Source organism: Halobacteriovorax sp. DPLXC-1 (assembly GCF_036903125.1).
Classification (GTDB): domain Bacteria; phylum Bdellovibrionota; class Bacteriovoracia; order Bacteriovoracales; family Bacteriovoracaceae; genus Halobacteriovorax_A; species Halobacteriovorax_A vibrionivorans.
This window is the reverse complement of sequence record NZ_JAYMCO010000001.1, coordinates 1,219,495-1,243,774: the sequence shown is the minus strand read 5'-3', so window position 1 is coordinate 1,243,774 and position 24,280 is coordinate 1,219,495. Positions and strand designations below refer to the sequence as shown.

Genomic DNA, 24,280 nt, shown 5'->3' with positions numbered 1-24,280 from the left:
TGCTATAATGTAATCAGTATAAAGAATAAGGGAAACTTAAAGGCCTTGAAAGTTACAACGCGTCAACCATTTATAATTACAGCGCTTTTTTGCCAATTATTAGTATTTTCAAATCAGGCCTATGCCTCTGATTTCAAAGGGATTAACCCTGATATTAAGGAAATATTAGTAGATAAAAAAAGAATTTATCGTAAATCCATCGTAAAGACCGAAGGAAATAAACAAAGTTTAGATTACCAAATATATGGCATCCATCCAAACAAGTGTAAGACTGCACTGCGAAAACTTTCTCGTTATGAGAAATTCAATGAATATATTGATCTGGTTAAATTATCTGGCTATTCAGAGAAGAAAAAACAAATCTATCTCTATCTTGATCACACATTAATGCCATTTCCAATGTCTCTAACTTTTAAGATTCCACGTATTAAAAAACCGGGTGTCTATCCCTTCACTTTTGATAAAGGATTCTTAAAAGGATTACGTGGTGAAATAAATGTTAGACAATTAAGCGATGGACGTTGCCTCTTCTTTTCTAAAAGTTTTTGGAAAGGAGAAAAGTCATCAATACCAGATACACTCTTTGAAATGTTTTCCGAAACTTTAGGAGAGCTAGCAATGCAGAAGCTATTTCGTATTTCCCGCAGATTATAAATAGCGTTTACTATTTATTTCTTCTAAAAATATCTTTTCTCTAACTTGCCAGAATCGTTGCTTCTTACGAGCAATTACAAATTTGGGCTTTCTAAAGAACATACGATCTTGAATAACTTTTTCAATATCATCAACTTTATATTTCAAATCACTACGCTTGAGGTGTTTTTTCACAAAAGCATGATAGAAGGCCATGCGTTGTGACTGAGTATTTAACTGAAAATACTCTTTTAAAGACTCTCCATTTACATCAAAATAACTAACTTCTAGAGATCGTCCTTTCTTACCTTGGTATTGCTTAAAGAACATCTCCTCTACTCGCATTATATGAGCATCTTTAAGCTGCATGGCCTCTTTTAACTTCTTATCTGCATCACGCAACTCATGTTCACAATGGGCACAAATATGAGCACTAATATCATTACTTTGCCCGCAATTATCACAGCTTTTAAAGCGAAAGAGAAAGCCACATTCTTGAACGTCCATTGTTGTTTCATCAAGATGTATTCCCTGACATTTTCGGCCGTAATGTTCAGTGATATTTCCCTCACTATCCATTTTTCCCCAGAAGATATTTGCATGCCCACAATCCGGACACATCACTTGAACCTCTTGTGTATCACCACTCGGTTTTACTTCCCCAACTTCTGGTTTGAAAATATCGTGATCCAATCCTGTATAGTCTAAAATTAAGCAGTCTTGCTTGCCTTCAAAAAGTCTTAGGCCCCTTCCAACGATTTGTTGATAGAGACTGATTGACTCTGTTGGACGAAGTATTGCAATAAGATCCACATGAGGGGCATCAAAGCCTGTGGTTAGAACAGAGACATTGACCAGGTACTTAATTTCTTGATTTTTAAAATGAGTAATTAATAAGTCTCGATCTTCCTGAGGAGTCTCTCCTGTCACGATAGCACTTTCATTTTCAGGTAAATGAGAAAGAACTTCATTGGCATGTTTTACAGTAGAGGTAAAAAGCATAACGCCACGACGATCTTTTGCTTCTTGTACAATATGTTTCACAATTCCAGGAGTCACTCGAGCGGAATCTTCTAAAATCTTCTCGATTTCTTGAGTTAAAAAGCGTCCACTATCTTCATTTACTTCTAACTTAGAAAAGTCGTAACAAGCAACAGGAGAATCAATCTTAATCGGCCTCGTTAGATAGCCATTTTTAATCATATAACTTAATGGTAGCTCATAGAGGCAAAACTTAAAGAATCGTTCTTCATTTGTTCGAAGGATTTCATGGTAATGATAATTATAAATCCACCCCATTCCCAAGCGATATGGTGTCGCAGTTAGGCCCAAGAAAAAAACCTTCTCATTGGCCTTCTTTATCTTTTCAAAAACTTGTTGGTATTGAGTTTCTTTCTCAAGAGAGATGCGATGACATTCATCTATAATTATCAAAGAAAAGTCTTTAAAAAATTTATCGTCCGCTCTGGCCACTGATTGAATTGAACCAAAGATTACTTTATCGTTATAATCTTTTCTCTTCATTGAAGCAGAGAAGATCCCCGCTTTTAAATCATAGGATTCATACTTAGCATGATTTTGTTCAACAAGCTCTTTTACGTGGGCCAATACAAGGACCCTTCCCTTAGCAACTCTTGCAAGTTCAGCAATCACCAGACTTTTTCCGGCACCAGTAGGAAGTACAATGAGAGATGGATCCTTGGTTTTTCGAAAGTGTGAAATAACACGCTCTACAGCTTCAACCTGATAATCCCTGAGCTTAAATTTCATGAATTAAGTTTAGCAAAGAAATAAGACGATGCATATTTACAATTGATAGTTACTTTAGTGATTTAATGAAACTCCAGAAATTGAGCTTTTTGATAGCAGACGAGGGACTACACAAGTAATCGTTGTTCCCTTTCCTACTTCACTTAAAACTTTTACTTCACCATACATTTTTGCAAGAAGGTTCTTAGCAATGATCATTCCCTGGCCATATCCCTTTTCACCTAAAGTTCCTTCTATCTGTTGCACAGTTTCAACATTCATTCCTTTTCCATAATCAATAATGCTGAAAGAAAAACAATCTCCTACTTGCTTTACTTCGACATCAATTTCTGAATAAACAGAAGAATATTTGATGGCATTAAAGAAGTAGTTACATAAGATATTATATAAAAAGACTGATTTATTGATTTGAATAATCTCTTCTTCCACATCAATTTTAAAATTCACCTGAATTTGTTTTCTAGTCAATTGCTCTTGATAGATCTCTTCTAATTCATGAACAATGGCAGAAACCTTTTCATAACTATATTCATTTAAGATGTGGTCCTCATCCATTTCATTTTTTAAAGTATTAGCTGAGATGGTTTGAATAATATTAATATGGTTTGTAAGCTTCTTAACTAACTCTAGTTCTTTTGTATTTTCTAGCTTCTTCTCAAGTCTTTGACATAATAGCTGAGAGGCATAAATAGAGTTATTTACATCGTGGCCCATCGCTCTAACTAGAACGGACTTTTCTTTTAAAGATTGATCCAACATCATGTTTAAACGCTTTAACTCTTCGTTTTTTCTGTCTGTTTCATCCTTTAGCTCATTAATTAATTTTAAGTACTTTGATCTTGCACCAAAATGAGCACTTCTAGTACGAATATATAGGAAAAAAGAAGAGAAGATATTACTTCCTAATGCAGGCTTTAAAACTAATTTTAAAGAATTAGATGTAATTTCTTCAAATAAAATAACTGCTGATTTTCTTCCAATGATTACAGGAAAATTGCGATAAACCTCGAGATATACTTTAAAAAATATTGGATCAATTCTTTCTTGAGTTTCATTTATTTGCTCTAATATGATCTTTCGATCTCGAAACTCTACCTTTAACTTTATTCCCTTATATAGATAAGGAAGAACTAGCCTCGATTGAAAACGATATAGGTTCTTATGTGAAATGAAGCTAAAAACGAGATTTTTAAATAATGCGATATCTTCTGAATGAATTCCCTCTATAGCAATGATGCGAACGATTTCTTCATCAGAATAACTCTTGCGTAGCTTTGCGAAGTATTCATTAAGAAAACTTACACTGCTATACTTTTGTTTGTTACCAAAATGTTCTCTGTAAAGCTCGTTGAACTCGTCTCTCTCAATATTGAATTTCTCAAGAGAGCCCATGAGAATATTTGCAACGACACTTGAGATTTGTAAATCGTTCATCATGTGTTCTTATCTACCATATAAGTAAGTATAGACAGTTTGATGTGTAAAACATACACATAAAATAGTGGCACACCAAAGTAAACAAAACAAGTTTATTTTATATGTAAAGTATTGAAAACTCAAGATCTAATATAATTATCCCTATGGCCAGCCTTTCCTTACTAAAATAAAATTTATGAATATATCAATGAACATTATTTTAAAAGATGAAATAATGAACTCATCTGTAAAATCATTTTCCATAAATGAGGCCTTTAAGCTTTATATGGATGTATGGAAAAATATATTCACAGAGTATGAGGTATTCCCCTCTGATTCACTATTAAGACAAGATATACATATTTTGCTCTATCACGAAATGAAGCCTATTGGATATTGTGCAATGAGCAAGTACGATTATACTTTGTTAGCTTACCGACATCATTCTTTTTTCACTAATATGCCAAATGAAGTATTAGAGACACTTACGCAACTAGAACTTCAAAAAACATGGAGTGTTGAGCTTCTAACTGTCCACCCTAATTTTAGACAAGGCCATTTCGAAATTGATGTTTATGAAGGCCTAAAGCAAGTACTTATGAATATCATTCGTGATCTTCAAGCAGAACATGTGATCGCACCTATTGTAAAAACAAACCAAGCAAGTTTGAAAGGTCGGGTCCATGGTGAAATCATTATTCAAAATATTATATATAAAAGTTTATTTTGTGATTTTTTACATATGAACTACAAAACTGTTCCAGATATAGAAGATGAAAAGCTAGCAAAAGCAATTAATAGCCTCTATCAACCTTTCAAAGAAAAAATTAAGAGTTTATCTGACAAGGAGAAAATTTATGAGCAAGCTAAAAAAATTAGTTGATAATGAAGTTGCTGAAATGATCGATTTCTTTATGGCAGCGAACTTAGAATCTCGTGAAGTATATGCAAACTGGCTGGCACAAACATATTTTTATACTTCAAGCTCTGAGGATATCCTTCTTTTTTGTGCAGAAAAGAGTAAAAAATCAGATATGGCAAAAAGATGGCTAGAACATGCTGATGAAGAAGCTGGCCATGAGAATTTAGCATTGGGTGATTTAAAACGACTTGGGTTCAAAATAGAAAACTTCATTGAATTTGAAGAAACAAAGCTTTTTTATCAATCACAGTTTTTTCTTGCACAAAAGTATTCTGGAGAAAGTGTCCTTGGATGGGTTCTTATTCTTGAAGCTTTTGCTGCTTCTGTTCCTAAAGAATACATTGATAAGCTCATCTCCATACATGGAAAACCTACTACGCGATTTATGTTTATTCATTCGAACGAAGATGTTGAACATGTAGAAAAAGCATATCAAGCGGTAGAGAAATTAGATAATTTAGATTTAATTATTGAGAATATAAAAATGACAAAAACGAGGTATTTATCAATGTTAAAAAAATGCAATGAAGCTAAAAATATTGGATTTGAAAAAGCAGCATAAAAAATACAAGAAACACCTAGGTCATTCTTTCGAGAAAAAACACTTAAGAATGGCTCATATAGAGCTAATTCTTTAAAAAAAGAATATTTGAATAATCATTATCCTCATGAGCAATATTTTTAGATAACTCAACAGATGTACCATTATCTAAACTTGAAGAAATATTTACTTTAAAACCAAGTGCAGCAGCAGTATCCATAATAATACTCATACCATGACCTGTTCCAGCTTCCCCTTCAGTCCCCTTTGTTGAATCAATAGCACCGCTATTCATCTTTATAAGATCAATTTTTTCTTGTGGGATTCCAACACCAAAATCGATGATTCTTAGATATAGTTGTTCCTCAAGAACTTCCGCTGAAAATACAATACTCCCATTTTTTTTGGAAAACTTAATTGCATTATACATAATATTTGAGATTAGATTATTTTGAAGAGCTATTTTATTCGTATAAATTTTTAAATTATCATCAATTTTAAAGTCATGAATAATTCGTATACCTTTTTGATGAGCAAGATCTTCATACTCAGTAACAGAGTCTAACAAGAGAGAGTATAAATTAATCTCAGAAAATTCGTAGATTTGATCATGTTTAAAACTTCGACCTTTTGAATTATTAATTATACCTAGAACAGATTTTGAAAAACGATTTATTCGATCTATGGCCTGTTCATACTCCCCTCTTTTTATCTTTTTCTTTGCAAACTCAAGACTTAATAACTTATTGGCTATGTCATGATTTAACGTTCTATTACTTAAATTTAGATCTGCATTTAAAGACTCTAATTTTTTTCGATAATTTTCCAATTCAAGATTTTGTTCTTCCAACTGATTAGAGTATTCAATATTTTGCAAGATTAACTCTTTATACTTCCTCTTAGTAAAAAAGAGATTATAAAAGAAATTTGGTAAGCTAAACTTAGCAAATACTGGATTAGAAACAGTATAGATGACTTTATTATCAAGAGTTCTAAACTTTACTCTAGAAGGACTTTTTGCTCCTAAGAAGTTCATTGGAACCGTTCGAAATAGATCAACATACATATTGATAAACTCATGAAAGATCTGATCAGAGTGATCAAAAGTAAATATTAAATGAAAGGTGTCTGAACTGATTTTTCTTGAGGACACTTTAACATTTGAATAAAAGATTTTAAATGAAAGTTTCAAGAAGAAATTAAATAATAAGCTATAGCTAACAAAATAAGTTATAGTATCAAAAATAGGCTTGATAACTTTATTTGCGACACCTGTTTCGTTAATAATCTCGGTATAATTTTCGTAACGATTTGCAAAAGCAATTGTAATTAGCTTGAAATCCTCCCAAGAAATTCGTCCTTTTTCATCTGTGAGGCTTTTATCCTGCATAGAAATTTCACACAGAAATTCGTCAACCGAATCCCCCATGGACTTGATCCCATCAAAGTATGCATTTAACGCTTTATTACTGACTTCCAATTAAAAAACTCTCCAAAAATACTTAGAGATATTTTCCATTGAAAAAACGGATCGTGCAACTTACATTTAACAAATTAAATATCTTGATAACAGCGGCGTAATAAATCACCATACTCTCTCTCTAAGAAGTCTAATAGATCTTTTGATGATTTAGGAGCACCATATTCAGCAATGAAATGCTCATAAATCCCTGCTCGATATGAGTCTGGAAAACTCGTGCCTTTAAGATCGATTCCCTTTCCTTTAATAAAAACGGAACGAGGAGTAAGCTTTAATGAATATTGAGAAACATTTTTTGTATCAATAAAACGAATATCTCCACTTGGAAATAGCCTATCTTTAATTCTCTTTAGGCCCTTTTTACCAAAGCATCTTTCTTGTTGATAATTGATACCATGATTCATAAGAATATCCTGAATATCCATATTTAAACCAGTGATGATATCAGATGCCGTATAACCAAAGAACTCGTGGGCTGCAACGTGGGCGTTTACCCCTCTAATATTTTTACGAAACCAATTCTCAACATTCTTAAGAGCAATTGCTGAACGACTATTTGAGTTTTTAATTAAAACATCAAAATCCGCATGCATCATTTCATGAAAGACAGTTGATGCTAAGATTGTAAATTGATACTTTTGTCCCATTGGAAAGTCTGAAAGCCCCACAATTCGATTACCGCGCCAATTTTTCTCTCTTAGAACAATTGTATTGGTCTTATCATTATAAGTTGCTTCGGCCCCTGATTTATTCATCATCCACTTTTCAAAGAAGTTAGGTTTACGAATACGCACCTTTTGAGCAACATCATCTAGCCGACCAAGTTTTAATCCATGGCTCTTTTCTAGAGAATTTGAAAATTGAGAAATCGTAGCTGGACTTGCGGCCAACACATAAGTTGTAATAAGTAGAGTAAGTAGTGCTTTCATATCCATAATTACACCTTGAAAAACTTAAAATTACTATTACTGTAAGAAGATATCAGGGACTTAATAGCGAGCACTTATAAAATCACCCTGCTCCAAGTCATCAATTGGTCGATTTGAAAGACTTTTTGTATAAGGAATCTTAACCACAACTTTAGTTCCGCGCTCCAATCTATAAAATTGAACTTCACCACCAATTCGATTAACGATGTAGCATATTATACTCAGCCCCATCCCACTGCCCGTCTCCTTATTTGTCCCTGCACTAGAGCGAACTTTTGAAAAACTTTGAACTGACTTTACGATATCCTCAGGTATCCCCTGTCCGGAGTCGATAATACTGAAGTAGATGAAATGATGGTCTATCACCATAGAAAAATAAACCTTAAGACCAGAGTCAGTAAACTTAAGAGCATTAGATAATAAATTGCCCAAAACAGAATTAACAAGACTCTCCTTGCTTATGGGTAGGGATATTTCTTCTTTCTTTATTGGTGCAGTGGTAATGAATTGCACATTCTTCTCATGAAAACCTTCTTCGTAACGTGAGATAGCGCACTTAAATACATCGACAGGATTGAGTTCATAATAATTATCTTGTCCATCAAACTGCTTTCTCATTTCTTCTTTAAACTTAATAAGCTCTCTAAGTCGATCGTAGGCTCGTTTTACATAACTCAAACTCTCATCTCGCAATGCTCTAGCAAGGCTTAAGGAGAGGAAGTTTAAATCATTTGAAGTATCGTGAATAACTGACTTATAAATAGCATTAATAAGCTTTAGTTCTTCTTGAAGTTTGTGATCCCCTTCGACTTTCTTAGATAATGTTTTAACTAACACTCCCATCATAATGGAGATAAAAGTTAATACTCCTGCACTCCACCCCCAAATAGCAGAGCCAGGAATTTCATAACTTAAACAAAATGAAATAGTGACAATAGCAGCAACACTAAAGATTCCAAAATAGAAAATATTTTCTAAATTTGTAAGTCTCTTTCCATAGAAATAAAGAGCATATATACCAGGAGTGAAGCTTCCTAAGGCAATAGGAAGTGTATAATACATTATTTTGGTATTAAGAGAAAAAAGAATGCCTCCGGCAACAAGGCCTAAGACAAAGAAGACAGATATTCTCTTACGATAGTACTTTAAGCGATTATCTAAAAAGAAATTACTAAGATAATAAAGAGGAACAACCTTTAGACTAAAGAGGATGATATCCATTTCTCTACTTTCAGCGAAAATGAACCTTATTGCATAAAGGAAGAAATTAATATTTAAGGCCATTTTTAGCTGTGAATAATCCGTTTCTCGATCCAGAGATGCAATGACGTAAGCACTCACAACACATAGTAGTAAGAAGGATAATAAAACTATGTATAACGTGCTCATGCTATCCATTTCTAAAAAATAGCATATTAAAAAAAATGAACAATTTAAGAAAGGATAACTTAACTTAAGATTTTACCGTCCACGATAAATCTCAGAACATCCTGAGCTATAAGACTGTACCTACTATTGCACTAACTTTCCCATTGGCCCAGAAACAACAGACCGGGATAAACCTCAGAACATCCTGCGGTAAAAGTGCCCCAAAGGGCAGTTTTGAAGCAGAGATGGATGTAATTTACTGAATACGATCTAGTATTCAGGCTAGCCGCAGGCGCGGCTTTCGGTTTAAGACACAGAAGGAGCTGGTCCCTTTGCGCTTGAGACAACAAAGCCAGCTTAAAAGCTGGCTTGTTGAAGTTTAATTTCATTTCAGGCGATGGGCGCCCTAACTGCGTCATATCTTCGCTTTGCGAAGATGCCGCAGTTAACCCCCAAAATCGTCAAGCATGATATCTTCGCGCTCAACCCCAAGGTCAAGAAGCATATCGATAACACACTTGTTCATAATTGGAGGACCACATAAGTAGTACTCACAATCTTCAGGAGCTGGGTGCTTGCTCAGGTATTCATCATGTAATACTTGGTGAATAAAGCCTGTGTAACCATCCCAATTATCTTCAGGTAGAGCGTCTGATAGAGCAACGTGCCACTTGAAGTTATCATTTTCAGCTTGTAGGCCGTCAAAGTCTTCAACATAGAACATTTCTCTCTTAGAACGTGCACCGTACCAGAAAGTCATCTTACGATCAGTTTTGATTCTCTTAAGTTGGTCAAAGATATGTGAACGCATTGGCGCCATACCAGCTCCACCACCAACGAAAACCATTTCTTTATCTGTATCACGAGCAAAGAACTCACCAAATGGACCAGAGATAGTAACTTTATCACCTGGCTTACAGCTAAAGATATATGAAGACATCTTCCCTGGAGGAGTTCCTTTAGGAGCTCTTGGAGGAGGAGAAGCAATACGCACGTTAAGCATAATGATTCCCTTCTCTTCAGGGTAGTTTGCCATCGAGTAGGCTCTGATTGTCTCTTCGTTTACTGTTGAGTTGTATTGCCATAGGTTGAATTGATCCCAATCCCCACGGTACTCTTCTTCAATATCGAAGTCTTTATAATCAATAGAAAGTCCCGGAGGTCTTTCAATTTGAATATAACCACCAGCTCTAAATGGAACTGATTCACCTTCAGGTAATTCAAGAACAAATTCTTTAATGAAAGTAGCAACGTTGTGGTTAGACTTAACCGTACATTCCCACTTCTTAACACCAAAGACAGACTCTTCAACTTCAACTTCCATATCAGTTTTAATACTAACCTGACATGCAAGTCTTAGACCTTCACGAGCTTCTTTCTTTGAGATATGTGACATTTCAGTTTCTAGGATTTCACCGCCACCTGAGTGAACGTGAACTGTACACTGGCCACAAGTTCCCCCACCACCACAGGCAGAAGAAACAAATAATTTTTGATCAGCAAGAGCATTAAGTAGCTTCCCTCCAGCAGGGATTTGAACAACTTTCTCACCGTTGATCGTTAGTTTAACATCTCCGCTTGATACTAGCTTTGACTTAGCAAAAAGAATAACTAAGACAAGGGCCAGAACCACAACGGTAAACATTAAAACACCAAGAATAATTGCATTCATAATATTTCCTTTTTATTACTTACCGTTAAAGTTGGATCCCAGAGAAACTTAAGAAACCAAGGGCCATAAGACCTACAGTGATAAAAGTAATCCCTAGACCTTTAAGTCCGTCTGGAACATCACTGTACTTCATTTTCTCTCTAATACCTGCAAGAGCTGCAATCGCTAAGGCCCAACCAAATCCTGAACCTAGACCGAAAACAACAGACTCTCCAAATGTGTAATCTCTTTCCACCATAAATAATGAACCACCAAGGATGGCACAGTTTACAGTAATAAGTGGAAGGAAGATCCCAAGAGCGTTATAAAGAGCAGGCATGTACTTATCAAGGAACATCTCCAAGATTTGTACCATTGCCGCAATAACACCGATGTAACAGATAAGTCCTAGGAATGATAAATCAGTTCCTGGCATACCTGCCCAAGCAAGTGCATTGTCTTTTAATAAGTAATTATAAAGTAAGTTATTGACTGGAATTGTAATTGTTTGAACAACAACAACCGCAACACCAAGACCTAGTGAAGTCTTAACTTTCTTTGATACCGCTAGGAATGTACACATACCTAGGAAGAAAGCTAGAGCTAAGTTTTCAATAAATACTGCTTTTATAAATAGACTAAGATAATGTTCTAACATATTTCACCTACCCTTACATTTCTTCTATTTGATCTTTCTTCCAAGTACGTAGACCCCAGATGAAAAAACCAATTAAGAAGAACGCAGATGGTGCAAGAAGTGCCATACCATTAGTTTGGTACCAACCACCTTCTCCAGTTGTTGCTAAAATAGAAACTCCAAATAGCTTTCCTGAACCAAGAAGCTCTCTAAAGAATCCAACAAATACTAATACAATTGAATAACCAATACCGTTACCAATACCATCAAAGAATGACATGATTGGTGGGTTCTTCATTGCATATGCTTCTGCACGTCCCATAACGATACAGTTAGTAATAATTAGACCAATGTAAACTGACATCGACTTTGCAACATCATAAACATAAGCTTTTAAAAGCTGGTCAGTAACAATTACAAGTGAAGCAATGATCGTCATCATAACGATGATACGAATTGCACTTGGAACGTGATTTCTAATTAGCGATACAAATAAGTTTGCAAATGCACAAACTAATGTAACGGCCAAACACATAACTGCAACTGATTCCATTTTAGTTGTTACGGCTAGGGCCGAACAAATACCAAGAATCTGAAGAGCAATTGGGTTATTTTCAAATAATGGGTTAAGAACTGTTTCTTTTAATTTCATTATTCACCCCCACCTTGAGTATATTTATCAATAAATGGTCCGTATGCGTCGTCCCCCATCCAGTAGCGAACAGTTCCTGTTACACCATTAGCTGTAAGAGTTGCACCTGAAAGACCGTCGATATCAAATTTGCTAGCATCGCGTGCTTCACCTTTGATAACTTGAATTTGAGGATTTCCATTTTCACCAAAGATCTTCTTACCTGGCCAAACTGCTCTCCACTGAGGATTATCAATTTCACCACCAAGACCTGGAGTTTCACCGTGAGCGTAGAATCCAATACCTTTTACAGTATTTAGGTCTGTTTCAAGAACTAGGAAACCGTACATTGTTGACCAAAGACCTTTACCGTGAATTGGGAAAACTACTGACTTCGTTTCTTCACCGTCTTTTACAAAGTATACTTTTCCGTATTTTGCACGAACCTTAATATTTCCAAGATCTTCGTCTGAAGGAATCTTGTAATTTCTTTTTGGATCTTTAGCCGCTTTGTTTGCATCGTATTCAGATGGCTTAATATCTGTTACGTACTCACCAGTTTTAAGATCAACAAGTTTAGCTTCGATTTGCTTATAAGCTTCCTCAATCTCTTTCTTTTGAGCTGTTGATTCAACAATCCCAGCAGTCATTAGAAGGTTCTTCTTAATATCTAAAGCTTTGTTTTCTTCTTGAAGTGGTCTTAATGAAACCGCTGACCAAGATACGACAACTGAACATACAACACATAGGATTGTTGCTACGATCAGAGTTTTTGCAGTACTATCATTACTCATCACTGCCCCCTTATACCGTCTTGTATCCATTTGCACGTTTCTTGATGTTACCTTGAATAATAAAGTAATCAATTAATGGTGCAAAACAGTTTCCGAAAAGGATTGCAAGCATAGTACCTTCTGGGAAAGCTGGGTTAATAACACGAACAAGGATAACCATGAAACCGATTAAAGCACCATAGAACCAATGTCCTTTTGTCGTCATAGAAGCTGATACTGGATCTGTTGCCATAAATACTGTACCAAATGCAAAACCACCAATCACTAAGTGCCAAAGTGGAGTTACAGAGAACATCATATTTGTATCAGATCCGATAATATTTAAAAGACCTGATGTTGCAACAGCAGCAAGTGTCATTGAAAGCATGATTCTCCAAGAACCAATTCCTGCAATGATTAGAATTGCAGCACCGATTAAACAAGCAAGAGCTGATGTCTCACCCATTGAACCTGGAATGAATCCTAAGAAAGCATCTTTCATTGAAACAGTGATTGCTTCAACTCCACCAAGAGCAGCTTGTGAAAGAGCTGTTGCTCCAGTAAATCCGTCAACTGCAGTCCAAACCGCATCCCCTGAAATTTGTGCAGGGTAAGCAAAGAAAAGGAAAGCACGAGCAGTAAGAGCTGGGTTTAGGAAGTTTTTCCCTGTACCACCAAATACCTCTTTACCGATTAGAACACCGAAAGAGATACCTACAGCAACCTGCCATAATGGAATTGTTGGAGGAAGTGTTAGAGGGAAAAGAAGACCTGTAACAAGGAAACCTTCATTAATTTCATGTCCTCTAACGATTGCAAATAATGCTTCCCAGAAACCACCAGCAATTTGAGTTACTAGAAAGATTGGGAAGAAGTATAAGAATCCGTGTAAGAAGTTAGCTAGTAAGCTCTCTGGTGAGAAACCTGCACCAAGTGCCATGATGATATCAGCACGCCAACCTTCAGGAGTCATTCCAGCAGCTGCAAGAGCAGAGTTTGCTTGAAAACCTGTGTTGTACATTGCCATAAATACCGCAGGCATAAGAGCGATAGCAACTGTGATCATTAATCTTTTTAAATCAAGTGCATCTCTAACATGAACTGAACCTTTAGCAACTCCACCTGGAGTATAAAGGAATGTATCGATCATTTCATATACAGCATAAAATTTTTCGAACTTCCCGCCTTTAGCGAAGTTATCATGTTGAGAATCTAGAAGTTTGCGCAACATTGTAATTATCCTTCTTTCTCAATAATAGTTAAACTTTCTCTTAGAGCTGGTCCGAAATCAACTTTACCAGGGCTTACGAAAGTACAAAGAGCTAGATCTTCTTCGTCTAGTTCAAGACAACCAAGCTCGATAGCGTAGTCATTGTCTTTCGTTACAAGTGCTCTTAGAAGTTGAGTTGGAAGCATATCTAGAGGCATTACTTTTTCAAATGATCCAACCGGAACCATCGCTCTATCAGAACCATGAGTAGCAGTTGTGAAATTGAAAATTTGCCCAGGCTTTAACCAGTGAAGGAATGTACGCTTAACAGAGAATTTATTAAGACCTGGCTTGTGCCATCCTAAGAACTCTCTTTCACGCCCTTCAGCTAGAAGAGTAATTTGGTTATGAAAACGACCAAGATAAGCAAATGAACCGGCCATTGCACGTCCACTGAAAACTGAACCTGAAACAACTCTTACCTCACCTTGACCAACTTTACCTGAAGTTACTTCACCTAAGTGAGCTCCTGGGATTGTCTTTACAAGAGTTGGGTTTACAGAAGCTGGCCCTGCAATAGAGATAATTCTCTCTGTTGAAAGCTCACCTGTTGTAAAAAGCTTACCGATAGCAATTACATCTTGATAATTAATTGACCATACCGTCTTTTTATTACTTACAGGATCTACAAAGTGAATGTGAGTACCAGCATTACCTGCAGGGTGAACACCAGCAAATTCCTTTGTTTCAACTTTTGTCGTAGAAGGTTTTGGAATATTACTTCCAGCTGCCTTACAAACATAAGTCTTTCCATCAGTAAGTTTTGAGATAATTTCAATACCGTTTGTGAAGTCTTCACCTGCTTGTGCGATAACAACTGCAGGATCAGCAGCAAGTGGATTTGTATCCATAGCTGTAATGAAAATAGAACTTGGCTCTGATCCAAGATCTGGAGCTTTTGAAAATGGCCTTGTTTTAAATGTTGGCCACAGTCCCGACTCAACTAAAAGAGACTGAACGTCTTCTCTAGTTAAATCCTTAACTCCTGTTCCTTTGTAGTTTTCAAAAGTAACTTGCTCATTACCTGAAACTTCAATTACTAAAGTTTCAAACGCTCTTCTTGCCCCACGGTTAATTTCAATAACCTTACCGCTGATTGGTGCTGTGTAAAGTACACCTTCAACTTTCTTACAAGAAAATAACGCTTGTCCTTTCTTTACTTCGTCGCCAACTTGAACAATCATTGTTGGTTTCATTCCAACATAATCTGGTCCAGTAAGGGCAACTTTAGTCACTTGAGGTCCTGCCTCAATCTTTTGTGATGGCTTCCCACTGATAGGAAGATCCAATCCTCTCTTAATGTGAATCATAGCGACAAATCCCGTTATTTTGGTTTGTTAACAATAAAATAAAATTTGAAATTATTAATTTTTTAACAGAAATACATAAAGTTGTAACCCTAATTTTAACTAGTTTAACCATTAAGATTGGCCTTTATTACGAGACCATCATGCGTCAAAACGAAGGCTATTTAGTTACGATTTATTTACCGCAACACTTCTTGTATTTCTTTCCTGAGCCACATGGACATGGATCATTTCGTCCAACTTTAGCTCCATCTCTTTTAACCTGCGCTACAATGGGCTCTCCGTCTACGAAGAACCAATCTCCGTCAATTTTTACGAACTCAGAACGCTCATAATGCACATGGTCTTGTCCACCTAGGCCAAAAGTTGCTTTAAACTCAACCATTCCCCAATCATCTCTTTCTGTTCCCTCTGCAGTGTCGACTATTTCAAGTCCTTTCCACTCAGATTGTGATGACCAAGCCTTAATTTCGTTTACATCCATATCTTCACGATGATCTGGGTGCGTTGAATCAACAATAAAGTCGATATCCCCAGTTGTGTAAGAAGAATAACGTGCGCGCATTAGAAGTGCGGCCGTCTTTGCTTTTGTTTCACCTTTAATAATTGGTAAACAACATTTTTCTAAACTCTCTCCAAGTCCACATGGACAACTCATAATAAACTCCATTTAAAATCGATATAATAAGTCGGTAAAATTAGTGTTTGTTTCATCAAAATATACCTTGCTTTCTAGTAGTCGACTAGAAATAAATGTGAAGTGCGGCTTGAGCATCTTTTGATACTTTGTACGACTTCGTCTTATGGCATATTCATCTTTGAACTCAAGATCTTCTATTTGGCGATCAAGTTCTTTATCGGTAGGTACAGTCAAATAAAGATACTTTGCTCGATTTGCTAAAATTGGCAAACAATACTCTAACTCTTCATCTGTGAGGTATTGAAAAACAGAAGTACAAACGGCCAAATCAAAGGACTTCTTTTTGTCTTTATTGCGTTCACACCATGAAACTAAATCTGTTTTTTCTAGTTTAAACTTTGTTGATGGAATTTTATTGATGTCACGCTTCTTAACAATATTGTAAGCATGTTCGCTGGGTTCAATTCCATGGGCCTTATATGGTTTAAACTCATCGAGAAGTGCCTCAAATAAGTGTCCCAGGCCAAAGCCGAGATCAATTATTGAACTGATATCAATATACTCCATACCAAATAGATACTTAATATAACCAACGTGCTCTTTGGCATTTCCAATACCATCCATATCATCGGCATCTTCGTAATTTACGTCCCAATAATCTTTGGAAAAGCCTTTAGCTCCCAACTCTTTCACAACTCACTCACCTTTAGTGTTTTATTAATTAAATAGGCATTTGATATCAATCGATAAATTCCTACAGAAAAAATAGCTGACCATAGCAATAGAAACGACTGATAAGTAAAACTTAAATAAATAAGAGGCAGAAAACAAGTAAAGAAAGCAATGACCATATGCTTGCCTAAGAAATCAAAGCGATTAATTCCAAACACCAGTCCGTCATAGACATACGCAATGGAAGCAGGGATTTGGACGATGGCCAAGAAAACAATGACCCCTTTAATCATCTCATAAATCGACTGATCATAAGTAAATAGTCCAATGAGAAAGCGGTTAGCTGTTAAGAAAAGGATGCAAAAAATAACTCCAACAACAGCACCCATTACTAAGAGTTTTCTAAAGATTTCTTTAAGATTCTCATGTCCCTTATTTCCATACAAACTACCACCAATAATATTTCCCGATGTAGCAATTCCATCGGTAAAAAAAGATGCAAAAAGCCATAAATTCAATATCACTTGATGGGCAGCAAGCGCCTTAATTGAGATTGAACTTGCAACTTTTGTAGCAAGAAAGAAACTTGTGGTTAAGAAAGCTGAGCGCATAAATACATTCAATGAATTCTTGCCCATATGAAATGCGTCTTCTAGAGCAATCTTGCTTTTAATAAAAAGGCCTTTTAAAGACTTCTGATTAAAAACGAGGAAAAGGGCAATAAGAAGACCAAGTGCATTTGCAATAATAGTAGCTGCTGCAACTGATGCCAGTCCACCATCAAAGATATAAAGACCTAAGTAGGATAGAATAATATTAGTAAGTGTTGTGAAGCCAATAATATAGAGAACTGTTCTGACCTCGGCCATGCCTCTTAATATGGATAGTGCCGACATAAAAAGTAGGATAAATGTATGGCCATATATTCGAGTTAAGAAGTACTCATCACATTGTTTATAAAGTTTAGGGTCTACTGAAAGAAATTGGTAAATATAATCTCTAAATGGTGCAAGAAAAATACTTAAAATAAGTCCTAGGGCCAGAGCAATTAAGAAAGTAACTTTAATAAGAGAGACCACTCGAGGAAAGTCTTTTTGGCCAAGCTTTTGTGAAATTGCTTGAATTGGTGCATGAACTAAGAAGTTAAACATCCAAGTTAATGATGAAATGATTGATACTCCTACGGCCATTGCCGCAAGCATCTGTGTATCATAATTTCCAACTAAGGCCGTATCAACAATTGAACTTAAGGGCTCTAGCATTGATGCTAGAATAGAAGGCAAAGAAAGGGCCCATAGGCCCTTATAAGATAACCAATCTCGATTCATAGATTGAATTACTTGATTAGTACTTTGTTACAGCAGAAAAAATTGCAACAAAGATAAGTGCTAAGATAAGACCTAGACCAGCAAGTCTATTATTCTTCATTCTCTTAGCTAAAATTGGTCCAAGTGCTGAAACAGCTACCCATAAACCAACTTTTACTTTTACCCACATTGGCCAACCTTCACCGTGGCTTACACCAATACGAGCTAAAAGCCCCATACCACCTACAAATAGTAGGAAACTTGCAATACCTGAAGTTATTTTTAGCAACTTCGAGTTATTACCTTGAGGGCCAACAAATTGCGGTGCAAAAGCTGCAACCATTAGTACTAACATAAAAACGTGAAGTACTTTGTAAAATTCATAACTCATTCTTCTTCTCCATTATTCTCTTCTTCTAAACTTGTCAGTCTGTCGTTAATACAGTTTAAAGTCTTATTGATTCTAGCTAATTCTCTTTCTATCATTAAATCTTCACGGTGTAAGCTTGTTTGCATTCCCTCAACATTTTTCTTTAACACCTTTACGCGGTGGCCAATAGTTAGAAATTCTCTTCCAAGCATAACATTGGCGAAGATGGCAGTATATGTAGCAAATAATCCTGTACCAAGAATCATTAGAAAAACTGCAACCACCCTTCCCGAAAATGTCACAGGTGTAACATCTCCATATCCAACAGTTGTGATAGTAGTAAATGCCCACCAAATTGAGTCACTAATAGTTGTCACGTTAGGATTATGACCGTTTTCGAAATGAAAGAAAGTATAGGCAAAAATTAAAACACCACTATTACCTAGGAAAGTAATAACCCAGAAAGGAACAGTCTTGAACAAGTAGATAAATCGTTCAAAGAATATGTTGATGCTTGAGCGCAAATTGACCTCTATTATAAATTTAGGATTTAACATATAATATTGAATATGAGCTACTTTGGGAATAGTAATAAGGGTGAAAAGATATATCGCGGTGCATACAACTACTACCGTAAAGATAACCTTTATGCTGAAGAAACATTTGAAGTCTATCGCAGGCCAAAATTCCATCAGATCTATTTTGAAGGTGAAATGCTAGCGCGTGTAATGACTGGGGAACTTTTAAAGGTCCACGTCGCCTATACAGTTGACAAGGAATACACTCCAATAAAAGTTAATATTGTGAAGTCACTTGGTGAACAAGTTTCAAAAGAAATCTTTCTCTTTGATCACTCCAATAGTGAACTTAAGTATCAATTTGAATGTGGTGATATCGTTAAGACTGAATCAATTGCAACCTCGCCAAAGTTCTTTGTCACAACTCCCCTAAGTTGTTGCTCAATGCTTTTCTTATGGTCAAAGAAGTTTGATTCCGTAGGAAAGAATTTTTACTCTTTCTTTTCGACAAATAATCAATGGACCTACTCTGGACCGATTATCAATAATAATATTGTTGTTGAAAGAGTTGCCCAGACTTCAGAAAATATCAAAATTGATGGCAGTACCGTTACGGCCGTTCAGTATAAGCTATTTGAAAAAATTGAATCTAATGATCCAAAAGAATTGAAAGAAACTCCAGAGATGTTAAATATCTGGTTATCCCAACACCAAACAATTCCCTACATTATTAAGGATAATAAAGGCACAAATATCACAATTAAGTATCTCAATAATCTGGATACGATTTAAGCTAGCCTATTCTAATGTTTGGACGAATTCTTTAGAAGCTTCTAGCGCTTGTTTAAAGTTCGTACGATTAATTTGATAAGGCTCCATTTGCTTTGTAAGCTTTGCCATCGTTGAATTCTTCCACTTTTTAATTCGTGAATCAATAACAACAACTGCTCCTGCATCATTCTCAGTTCTCAGGAGTCGGCCAAGCTTTTGATGAAGATTACGCGTACGGTGTGCTAGATAATAATCTTCAAATTCATTACCAATATTTGTATCGTAATAATCACGTCTTAATCGAATAACCTGATCCATTGAAAGGTCTGGAATTTTATCAATAAAGACAAATCTTAAAGCGTCACCAGGTACATCAATCCCCTCACCAAAAGACTCCATTCCAATTAGAATTCCATTTCCAGAATCCTTAAATTCTTCAACGACATTGGCGCCCATACCTTGAACAAAGACAGGAAGTTTACCTTCAAACTTATCCAACATATACTCCACAGCTTTTTCAAACCTGGCACGAGCAGAGAAAAGTAGAAGCGTTCTACCACCAATATCTTCAATAAATGGTACCAGACGATCACAAACTGTTTTTACAAAATCCTTATCATATAAAGATGGCGTATCATCGCATAAGAAGACACGAGTCTTATTCTTATAGTCGTATACAGAAGGAAGAAATAATCCTGAACGAAAGCGTCTTTCTGGCTCACTGTAGAGATAACCTGTGGACCACTCCATACCACGACTTCCTTGATCTCCATGTTCATTGCCTAATGTTGCTGAAGTATAGACAACTGAAGAAGATGTCTGAAGAAGTTGATCGTGAAGTATTTTCCCCGTATTAATTGGGCCGGCCGTTAAAAGAAATCCCTGCTGCTCATGATACTTCATTGAAAGAGAATACGGCTGCGTTGACGTTTCAATTTTTAAAAGAAGCGCTAAGGCATTCATAATATCTTCAAGTGTTCCGACAAAAGATTCAAAGCGAGTCCACGCTGTAATCTCAGGCGGCCCTTGCATATCACTTGCTTGCCAACGAACAGTATAAGGATAGACCTTCTCATAAATTGATTTAAGAAGATGGTAAATACTTTCAAGATGATGGAAAACACTCAGCCTTAGGCCTTCTTTTTCAGTTGGCATAATCATTGGAAGCTCATTCCAGAATTTATCTGTATAGCGAGGCATCTTTTTAAAGATCATTTCAAACTTATCAGGTAATTCAAATAAATGATCACGTAACATAGTTGCACTATCAATTGAAAGCATACGAAGTGCCGAGATCTCTTCTTCCTGATTACCTTCAATAAGGTTTCCAATTAAATAAAAGAGAGAACCAAGACCTTGTAGGTTTTGTAATTGTTTTTGTAGGCTTTCAAGATCAGACTGCCCTACTTCAGCAGAGAATGCCTTTGTTGCCTCACCTTCAATCTTATGTGCCTCATCTACAACGACGTATGGAGGACGTGGAAATGACTTTGTCCAAGAAAACATCAAGGCGTGATTTCCCACAATGATGTCTGCTTCTTTTGCATCTCGAAGTCCACGAATATATGTGCAATTTGCATAGTATGGACATTGCTTATTTGAGCAGGCCCTATAATCTACGGCCAAGTCTTTTTCTGCTTGTGAAAAGTCTTCTAATTTCATTTTCAAAACGAAAGGAAGATCATTTCGAGAGATCATATGCTCAAGTGCACTATTTGAATTATGAAAGAAAAGTGATTCAAAATAAATATCACTAAATTTTTCTTTGAAGTCTTTTGTGTCAGTGAATAAATCTGTCTCATTTTGTCTTTGTGTAAAAAGTAACTCGCAAAAGTGGTTACTAGAGCCAACAAGTTGGCGAATCTTTAAGTCCTTTGGTGAGACACCTAAGAGCTTATGAAGTGCTGGAACGTCTTTATTCATGGCCTGGGCCTGAAGTGTCTTTGTTCCTGTTGCAACGAGGACCTGCTTTTGTTCACTTAAAGCAAATAATGCAGATGGAACTAAGTAGCCCAAAGTCTTACCTGTTCCAGTAGGAGCTTGAACCATTGAATGGATATGATTTTTAAAAGACTGACCAACTTTTAAGGCCAAGTCTTCTTGTGATTTTCGATAACGATAACCATTAAATAATTTTGAGACTTTTTCTTCATTACTAAATATTTCTTTTACATTGGCACCATTAAAGGTCATATCAAAGTTTTGATGATATTCTTGCTTATCCTCTAAAGTCTTTGGATATGCCCATTCAAGAGCTGTTTCAATATGTGGAATAGGATCAAAATCAATTTGATTTGCAATCTCTAAAACATCTTCTTCATAAAGACTTAGGAATTTAAAGAACCAATATTTATCTAATGAATACTTATGCATTAAAGACATCATGAAATTATACTTTCCAGCATCTTTTTTCGTCATAAGTGTTGCCACAATAACAACTTTCAATAGATCGATAGAGTCTTGTAAACCGCGATGTAGCTCTTTATCTGCAAGTCCCATACCCACAATAAAGTTTTCAAGTTTAAGAGAAGACATATGTGGAAATAGTAATGATAAGAAATAAAGGGAGTCTTGCCAGCGATGTCCTTCTCTGAAGTCCAAAGTTTCAAAATGATGATCAAGAAAACCCGCTTCAAAGTCAGCATTGTGGGCCAAAATATCATGGCCATCTAATTCAAGAACCTCACCAATTACATCATCAAGCATTGGTGCTTTCTTAAGCATCTTATTATCGATTCCAGTTAGCTTTTGAATAAATTTAGAAATTTCAAATTCTGGACGGCATAGTGATTCATACTTATGAATAAGTTTTGTTCCATCAAATTGAAGAAATCCAACATCAATGATCTCATCAACGCTTGCATCAGCGCCCGATGTCTCAATATCTAATAATGCCCATTTACCCAGTGTGTTATTGTCTTCGCTCATATCATCTTCCTCTAAAGATAAGTTAGCACTGTTGAATCATATTGATAATCAACTTTTTATGTCATATTCTAGGTATATATTATTAATTGGGTATTTTTATAAGGCCATTACATGTCTTCAGCGACTTTTTTTCAAATTCAGTCATTTATCATCCTAGCTCTTATGGTTTACGGGGTGACGCAGAGTAAGAAACGCAAAAAGCATATTAAAATTATGTCGAGCGCAATTATCTGGGATATCCTACTAATTTTACAAATTGAATTAAATCGCAGTGCGATAGATAAGGCCCTGGAAGTCTTTCAATCACAAACTGCTTTAAAAATACACTTATTCTTTGCAGTATCGAGTGTTGTACTCTATTTCGCAATGATCATCTCAGGTAGAAAGGTTCTTGCAGGAGATCGCTCATTCATTCCAAAGCATCGTTACCTAGGAATTACGACATTAGCATTTCGTATCCTAACTTTTATAACGAGCTTCTATGCTGCTGCTAAACCAGTTATAAATTAAGAGGATTCACTAAATGTTATTTGAACAAGTAAAAACAATAATCGAAGAAAATATCAAAGACTCACAAGTTCAAGTTTATGACTTAACTGGTGGTGGTGATCATCTTGGAATCACAATTATTAGTGATGAATTCAAAGGAAAGATGCTTCTAGCACAACACCGTATGGTTATGGATATTCTAAAGCAAAAACTAAGTGAGGACCTTCACGCTGTACAGCTTAAAACACTAACTGTTGAGCAGGCCCAAAACCAAGGTTTGATTTAGTTTTCAACAACATCAAATCGAACATTAATAAATGGTAACGAGACATCTTTACGAGAGAAGCTTAACTCTTTAAAACCGTCTCCAATAACAAACTCTCTATAAGTTCCATCTGATCTCTTTACACCGCGATATAAACGGCCAAGTACTTGGTCATTATCTTTATAAGCTTTTAAACGGTAACGAATGATTCGAGCTCTTGCTACATACACAGAGTTTGCAAGCCCATATACAAAGGGAATATTTCTTAAAAAGTCATCTTCACTATTATAATAATTCATCGATCTCACATCCCAATTTATAAATAAATCAGGCTCAATATCTTCTTTTTCTAATTTAGATGCACCTTTTGACTTCACCCAACCAAGATAATTATATTTAGTAGGTGCATTCTTTCCTGGCTCACTACTATCTTTACGAACAGGAAGGTTTGCATAGGCATAAATCAGCGCCCCCTTTCTCCATATAATATCTTGTTGCTCATCAGGTAAAGAAGGCTGATATAATTTATTATTCAAATTATTATTAAAGTTTAAACTTTGAAACTCTGTACTTGAGTTATAAGCTTCACTTGGATTTAAAATAACTTCTTTAGAAAAGAACGGGTCTTGAATAAGAAAATAAATGGGGCGAGAAAATGAGCCTACTCCCGATGGAGTTTTAAGAACGAACTCTCTTTGACAATTTTCTTCACAAGTAACATCAAAATAAAAATCGAAGAAGTTCTTATCGTTATCATCCATTAACTCAAGTGAGCCCAGAGAGAATTTTGCAAGAGATAGGTCCTTACTTAAGACCTGTTCAAATTGCGTTAAATTAATTGTTTCTAAAATCTCTTCTGTTACTTTTTTATTATCTCTTTTATAACGACTAAAGAATGACGTTGCTGACAATAAGACTACTCCTGCAAGTCCTGAAGCAACCAATAATTCGACAAGGGAGAAACCATTACTCTTTTTTATAAATTTAAACAT

At 35.8% G+C, this 24,280-nt stretch carries 24 protein-coding genes; 6 read left to right on the top strand and 18 right to left on the bottom strand.

Annotated elements, in window-relative coordinates; genetic code table 11:
* Nucleotides 1-45 precede the first annotated feature (45 nt).
* Complete coding sequence (locus VCM44_RS06085) at nt 46-654, top strand: hypothetical protein (protein ID WP_115363600.1); 609 nt, start codon at nt 46-48, stop codon at nt 652-654.
* Here VCM44_RS06085 and VCM44_RS06080 read toward each other — a convergent pair.
* The gene (locus tag VCM44_RS06080) at nt 649-2,403 is read right to left on the bottom strand and encodes a DEAD/DEAH box helicase (RefSeq protein ID WP_334678302.1); all 1,755 of its coding nucleotides are present in this window, start codon (nt 2,401-2,403) and stop codon (nt 649-651) included. The two genes, VCM44_RS06085 and VCM44_RS06080, sit on opposite strands and share 6 nt — an antisense overlap.
* A gap of 54 nt (nt 2,404-2,457) precedes the next feature.
* Nucleotides 2,458-3,840 (bottom strand): sensor histidine kinase, encoded by a 1,383-nt coding sequence (locus VCM44_RS06075; protein WP_334678301.1) that lies wholly within the window; start codon nt 3,838-3,840, stop codon nt 2,458-2,460.
* 175 nt (nt 3,841-4,015) lie between these two features.
* Here VCM44_RS06075 and VCM44_RS06070 point away from each other — a divergent pair, with 175 nt between their 5' ends.
* Together VCM44_RS06070 and VCM44_RS06065 are read left to right on the top strand one after the other, a co-directional pair.
* Entirely contained in the window at nt 4,016-4,702 is a 687-nt protein-coding gene (locus VCM44_RS06070) for a hypothetical protein (protein ID WP_334678300.1), read from the top strand.
* The gene (locus VCM44_RS06065; protein WP_120405101.1) at nt 4,677-5,303 is read left to right on the top strand and encodes an iron-containing redox enzyme family protein; all 627 of its coding nucleotides are present in this window, start codon (nt 4,677-4,679) and stop codon (nt 5,301-5,303) included. Before VCM44_RS06070 ends, VCM44_RS06065 begins: the two co-directional genes overlap by 26 nt.
* 64 nt (nt 5,304-5,367) lie before the next feature.
* Here the strand turns inward: VCM44_RS06065 and VCM44_RS06060 are convergent, their stop codons facing one another.
* The 14 genes from VCM44_RS06060 to VCM44_RS05995 form a co-directional block, all read right to left on the bottom strand.
* Nucleotides 5,368-6,762 (bottom strand): sensor histidine kinase, encoded by a 1,395-nt coding sequence (locus VCM44_RS06060; RefSeq protein ID WP_334678299.1) that lies wholly within the window; start codon nt 6,760-6,762, stop codon nt 5,368-5,370.
* Nucleotides 6,763-6,836: 74 nt separating this feature from the next.
* On the bottom strand, nt 6,837-7,697 hold the full coding sequence (locus tag VCM44_RS06055) for a hypothetical protein (protein ID WP_334678298.1): 861 nt from the start codon (nt 7,695-7,697) through the stop codon (nt 6,837-6,839).
* Between the two features lie 54 nt (nt 7,698-7,751).
* A complete protein-coding gene (locus VCM44_RS06050; RefSeq protein WP_334678297.1) occupies nt 7,752-9,032 on the bottom strand; it encodes a sensor histidine kinase in 1,281 nt (426 codons plus the stop codon).
* Nucleotides 9,033-9,504: 472 nt separating this feature from the next.
* Nucleotides 9,505-10,731, bottom strand: coding sequence for an NADH:ubiquinone reductase (Na(+)-transporting) subunit F (nqrF, locus tag VCM44_RS06045; protein ID WP_334678296.1), 1,227 nt, complete (start codon nt 10,729-10,731; stop codon nt 9,505-9,507).
* 25 nt (nt 10,732-10,756) lie between these two features.
* On the bottom strand, nt 10,757-11,368 hold the full coding sequence (gene nqrE, locus VCM44_RS06040; protein ID WP_115363617.1) for an NADH:ubiquinone reductase (Na(+)-transporting) subunit E: 612 nt from the start codon (nt 11,366-11,368) through the stop codon (nt 10,757-10,759).
* A 13-nt stretch (nt 11,369-11,381) separates the two neighbouring features.
* Entirely contained in the window at nt 11,382-11,999 is a 618-nt protein-coding gene (locus VCM44_RS06035) for an NADH:ubiquinone reductase (Na(+)-transporting) subunit D (RefSeq protein ID WP_115363618.1), read from the bottom strand.
* Nucleotides 11,999-12,772 (bottom strand): Na(+)-translocating NADH-quinone reductase subunit C, encoded by a 774-nt coding sequence (locus tag VCM44_RS06030; protein ID WP_199506665.1) that lies wholly within the window; start codon nt 12,770-12,772, stop codon nt 11,999-12,001. The genes VCM44_RS06035 and VCM44_RS06030 overlap by 1 nt, the downstream gene beginning before the upstream one ends.
* Nucleotides 12,773-12,782: 10 nt before the next feature.
* Entirely contained in the window at nt 12,783-13,988 is a 1,206-nt protein-coding gene (locus VCM44_RS06025; RefSeq protein ID WP_442905007.1) for an NADH:ubiquinone reductase (Na(+)-transporting) subunit B, read from the bottom strand.
* Nucleotides 13,988-15,331, bottom strand: a complete 1,344-nt coding sequence (locus VCM44_RS06020) for a Na(+)-translocating NADH-quinone reductase subunit A (RefSeq protein ID WP_334678294.1) — start codon at nt 15,329-15,331, stop codon at nt 13,988-13,990. Before VCM44_RS06020 ends, VCM44_RS06025 begins: the two co-directional genes overlap by 1 nt.
* A gap of 172 nt (nt 15,332-15,503) precedes the next feature.
* Entirely contained in the window at nt 15,504-15,986 is a 483-nt protein-coding gene (locus tag VCM44_RS06015) for a YchJ family protein (protein ID WP_115363626.1), read from the bottom strand.
* A 12-nt stretch (nt 15,987-15,998) separates the two neighbouring features.
* Nucleotides 15,999-16,661 carry a class I SAM-dependent methyltransferase gene (locus VCM44_RS06010; RefSeq protein WP_115363628.1) on the bottom strand — a complete coding sequence of 221 codons (663 nt, stop codon included), beginning with the start codon at nt 16,659-16,661 and terminating at the stop codon, nt 15,999-16,001.
* Nucleotides 16,658-17,968 carry an MATE family efflux transporter gene (locus tag VCM44_RS06005; protein WP_334678293.1) on the bottom strand — a complete coding sequence of 437 codons (1,311 nt, stop codon included), beginning with the start codon at nt 17,966-17,968 and terminating at the stop codon, nt 16,658-16,660. The genes VCM44_RS06010 and VCM44_RS06005 overlap by 4 nt, the downstream gene beginning before the upstream one ends.
* A 16-nt stretch (nt 17,969-17,984) precedes the next feature.
* Complete coding sequence (locus VCM44_RS06000) at nt 17,985-18,338, bottom strand: SirB2 family protein (RefSeq protein WP_115363632.1); 354 nt, start codon at nt 18,336-18,338, stop codon at nt 17,985-17,987.
* Nucleotides 18,335-18,958 (bottom strand): potassium channel family protein, encoded by a 624-nt coding sequence (locus tag VCM44_RS05995; RefSeq protein WP_334678515.1) that lies wholly within the window; start codon nt 18,956-18,958, stop codon nt 18,335-18,337. The genes VCM44_RS06000 and VCM44_RS05995 overlap by 4 nt, the downstream gene beginning before the upstream one ends.
* Between VCM44_RS05995 and VCM44_RS05990 the strand changes: the two genes are divergently transcribed.
* On the top strand, nt 18,887-19,627 hold the full coding sequence (locus VCM44_RS05990; protein ID WP_115363636.1) for a hypothetical protein: 741 nt from the start codon (nt 18,887-18,889) through the stop codon (nt 19,625-19,627). The two genes, VCM44_RS05995 and VCM44_RS05990, sit on opposite strands and share 72 nt — an antisense overlap.
* Nucleotides 19,628-19,633: 6 nt before the next feature.
* On the opposite strand, the gene VCM44_RS05985 is transcribed toward VCM44_RS05990, so the two are convergent.
* Nucleotides 19,634-22,534: a helicase C-terminal domain-containing protein gene (locus VCM44_RS05985; protein WP_334678292.1), complete on the bottom strand. Its 2,901-nt coding sequence runs from the start codon at nt 22,532-22,534 to the stop codon at nt 19,634-19,636.
* Between the two features lie 111 nt (nt 22,535-22,645).
* Between VCM44_RS05985 and VCM44_RS05980 the strand changes: the two genes are divergently transcribed.
* Nucleotides 22,646-23,044 carry a hypothetical protein gene (locus VCM44_RS05980; RefSeq protein WP_334678291.1) on the top strand — a complete coding sequence of 133 codons (399 nt, stop codon included), beginning with the start codon at nt 22,646-22,648 and terminating at the stop codon, nt 23,042-23,044.
* Nucleotides 23,045-23,057: 13 nt separating this feature from the next.
* Nucleotides 23,058-23,309 carry a BolA/IbaG family iron-sulfur metabolism protein gene (locus VCM44_RS05975; protein WP_115363642.1) on the top strand — a complete coding sequence of 84 codons (252 nt, stop codon included), beginning with the start codon at nt 23,058-23,060 and terminating at the stop codon, nt 23,307-23,309.
* Here VCM44_RS05975 and VCM44_RS05970 read toward each other — a convergent pair.
* Nucleotides 23,306-24,280: a PilW family protein gene (locus tag VCM44_RS05970; RefSeq protein WP_334678290.1), complete on the bottom strand. Its 975-nt coding sequence runs from the start codon at nt 24,278-24,280 to the stop codon at nt 23,306-23,308. The two genes, VCM44_RS05975 and VCM44_RS05970, sit on opposite strands and share 4 nt — an antisense overlap.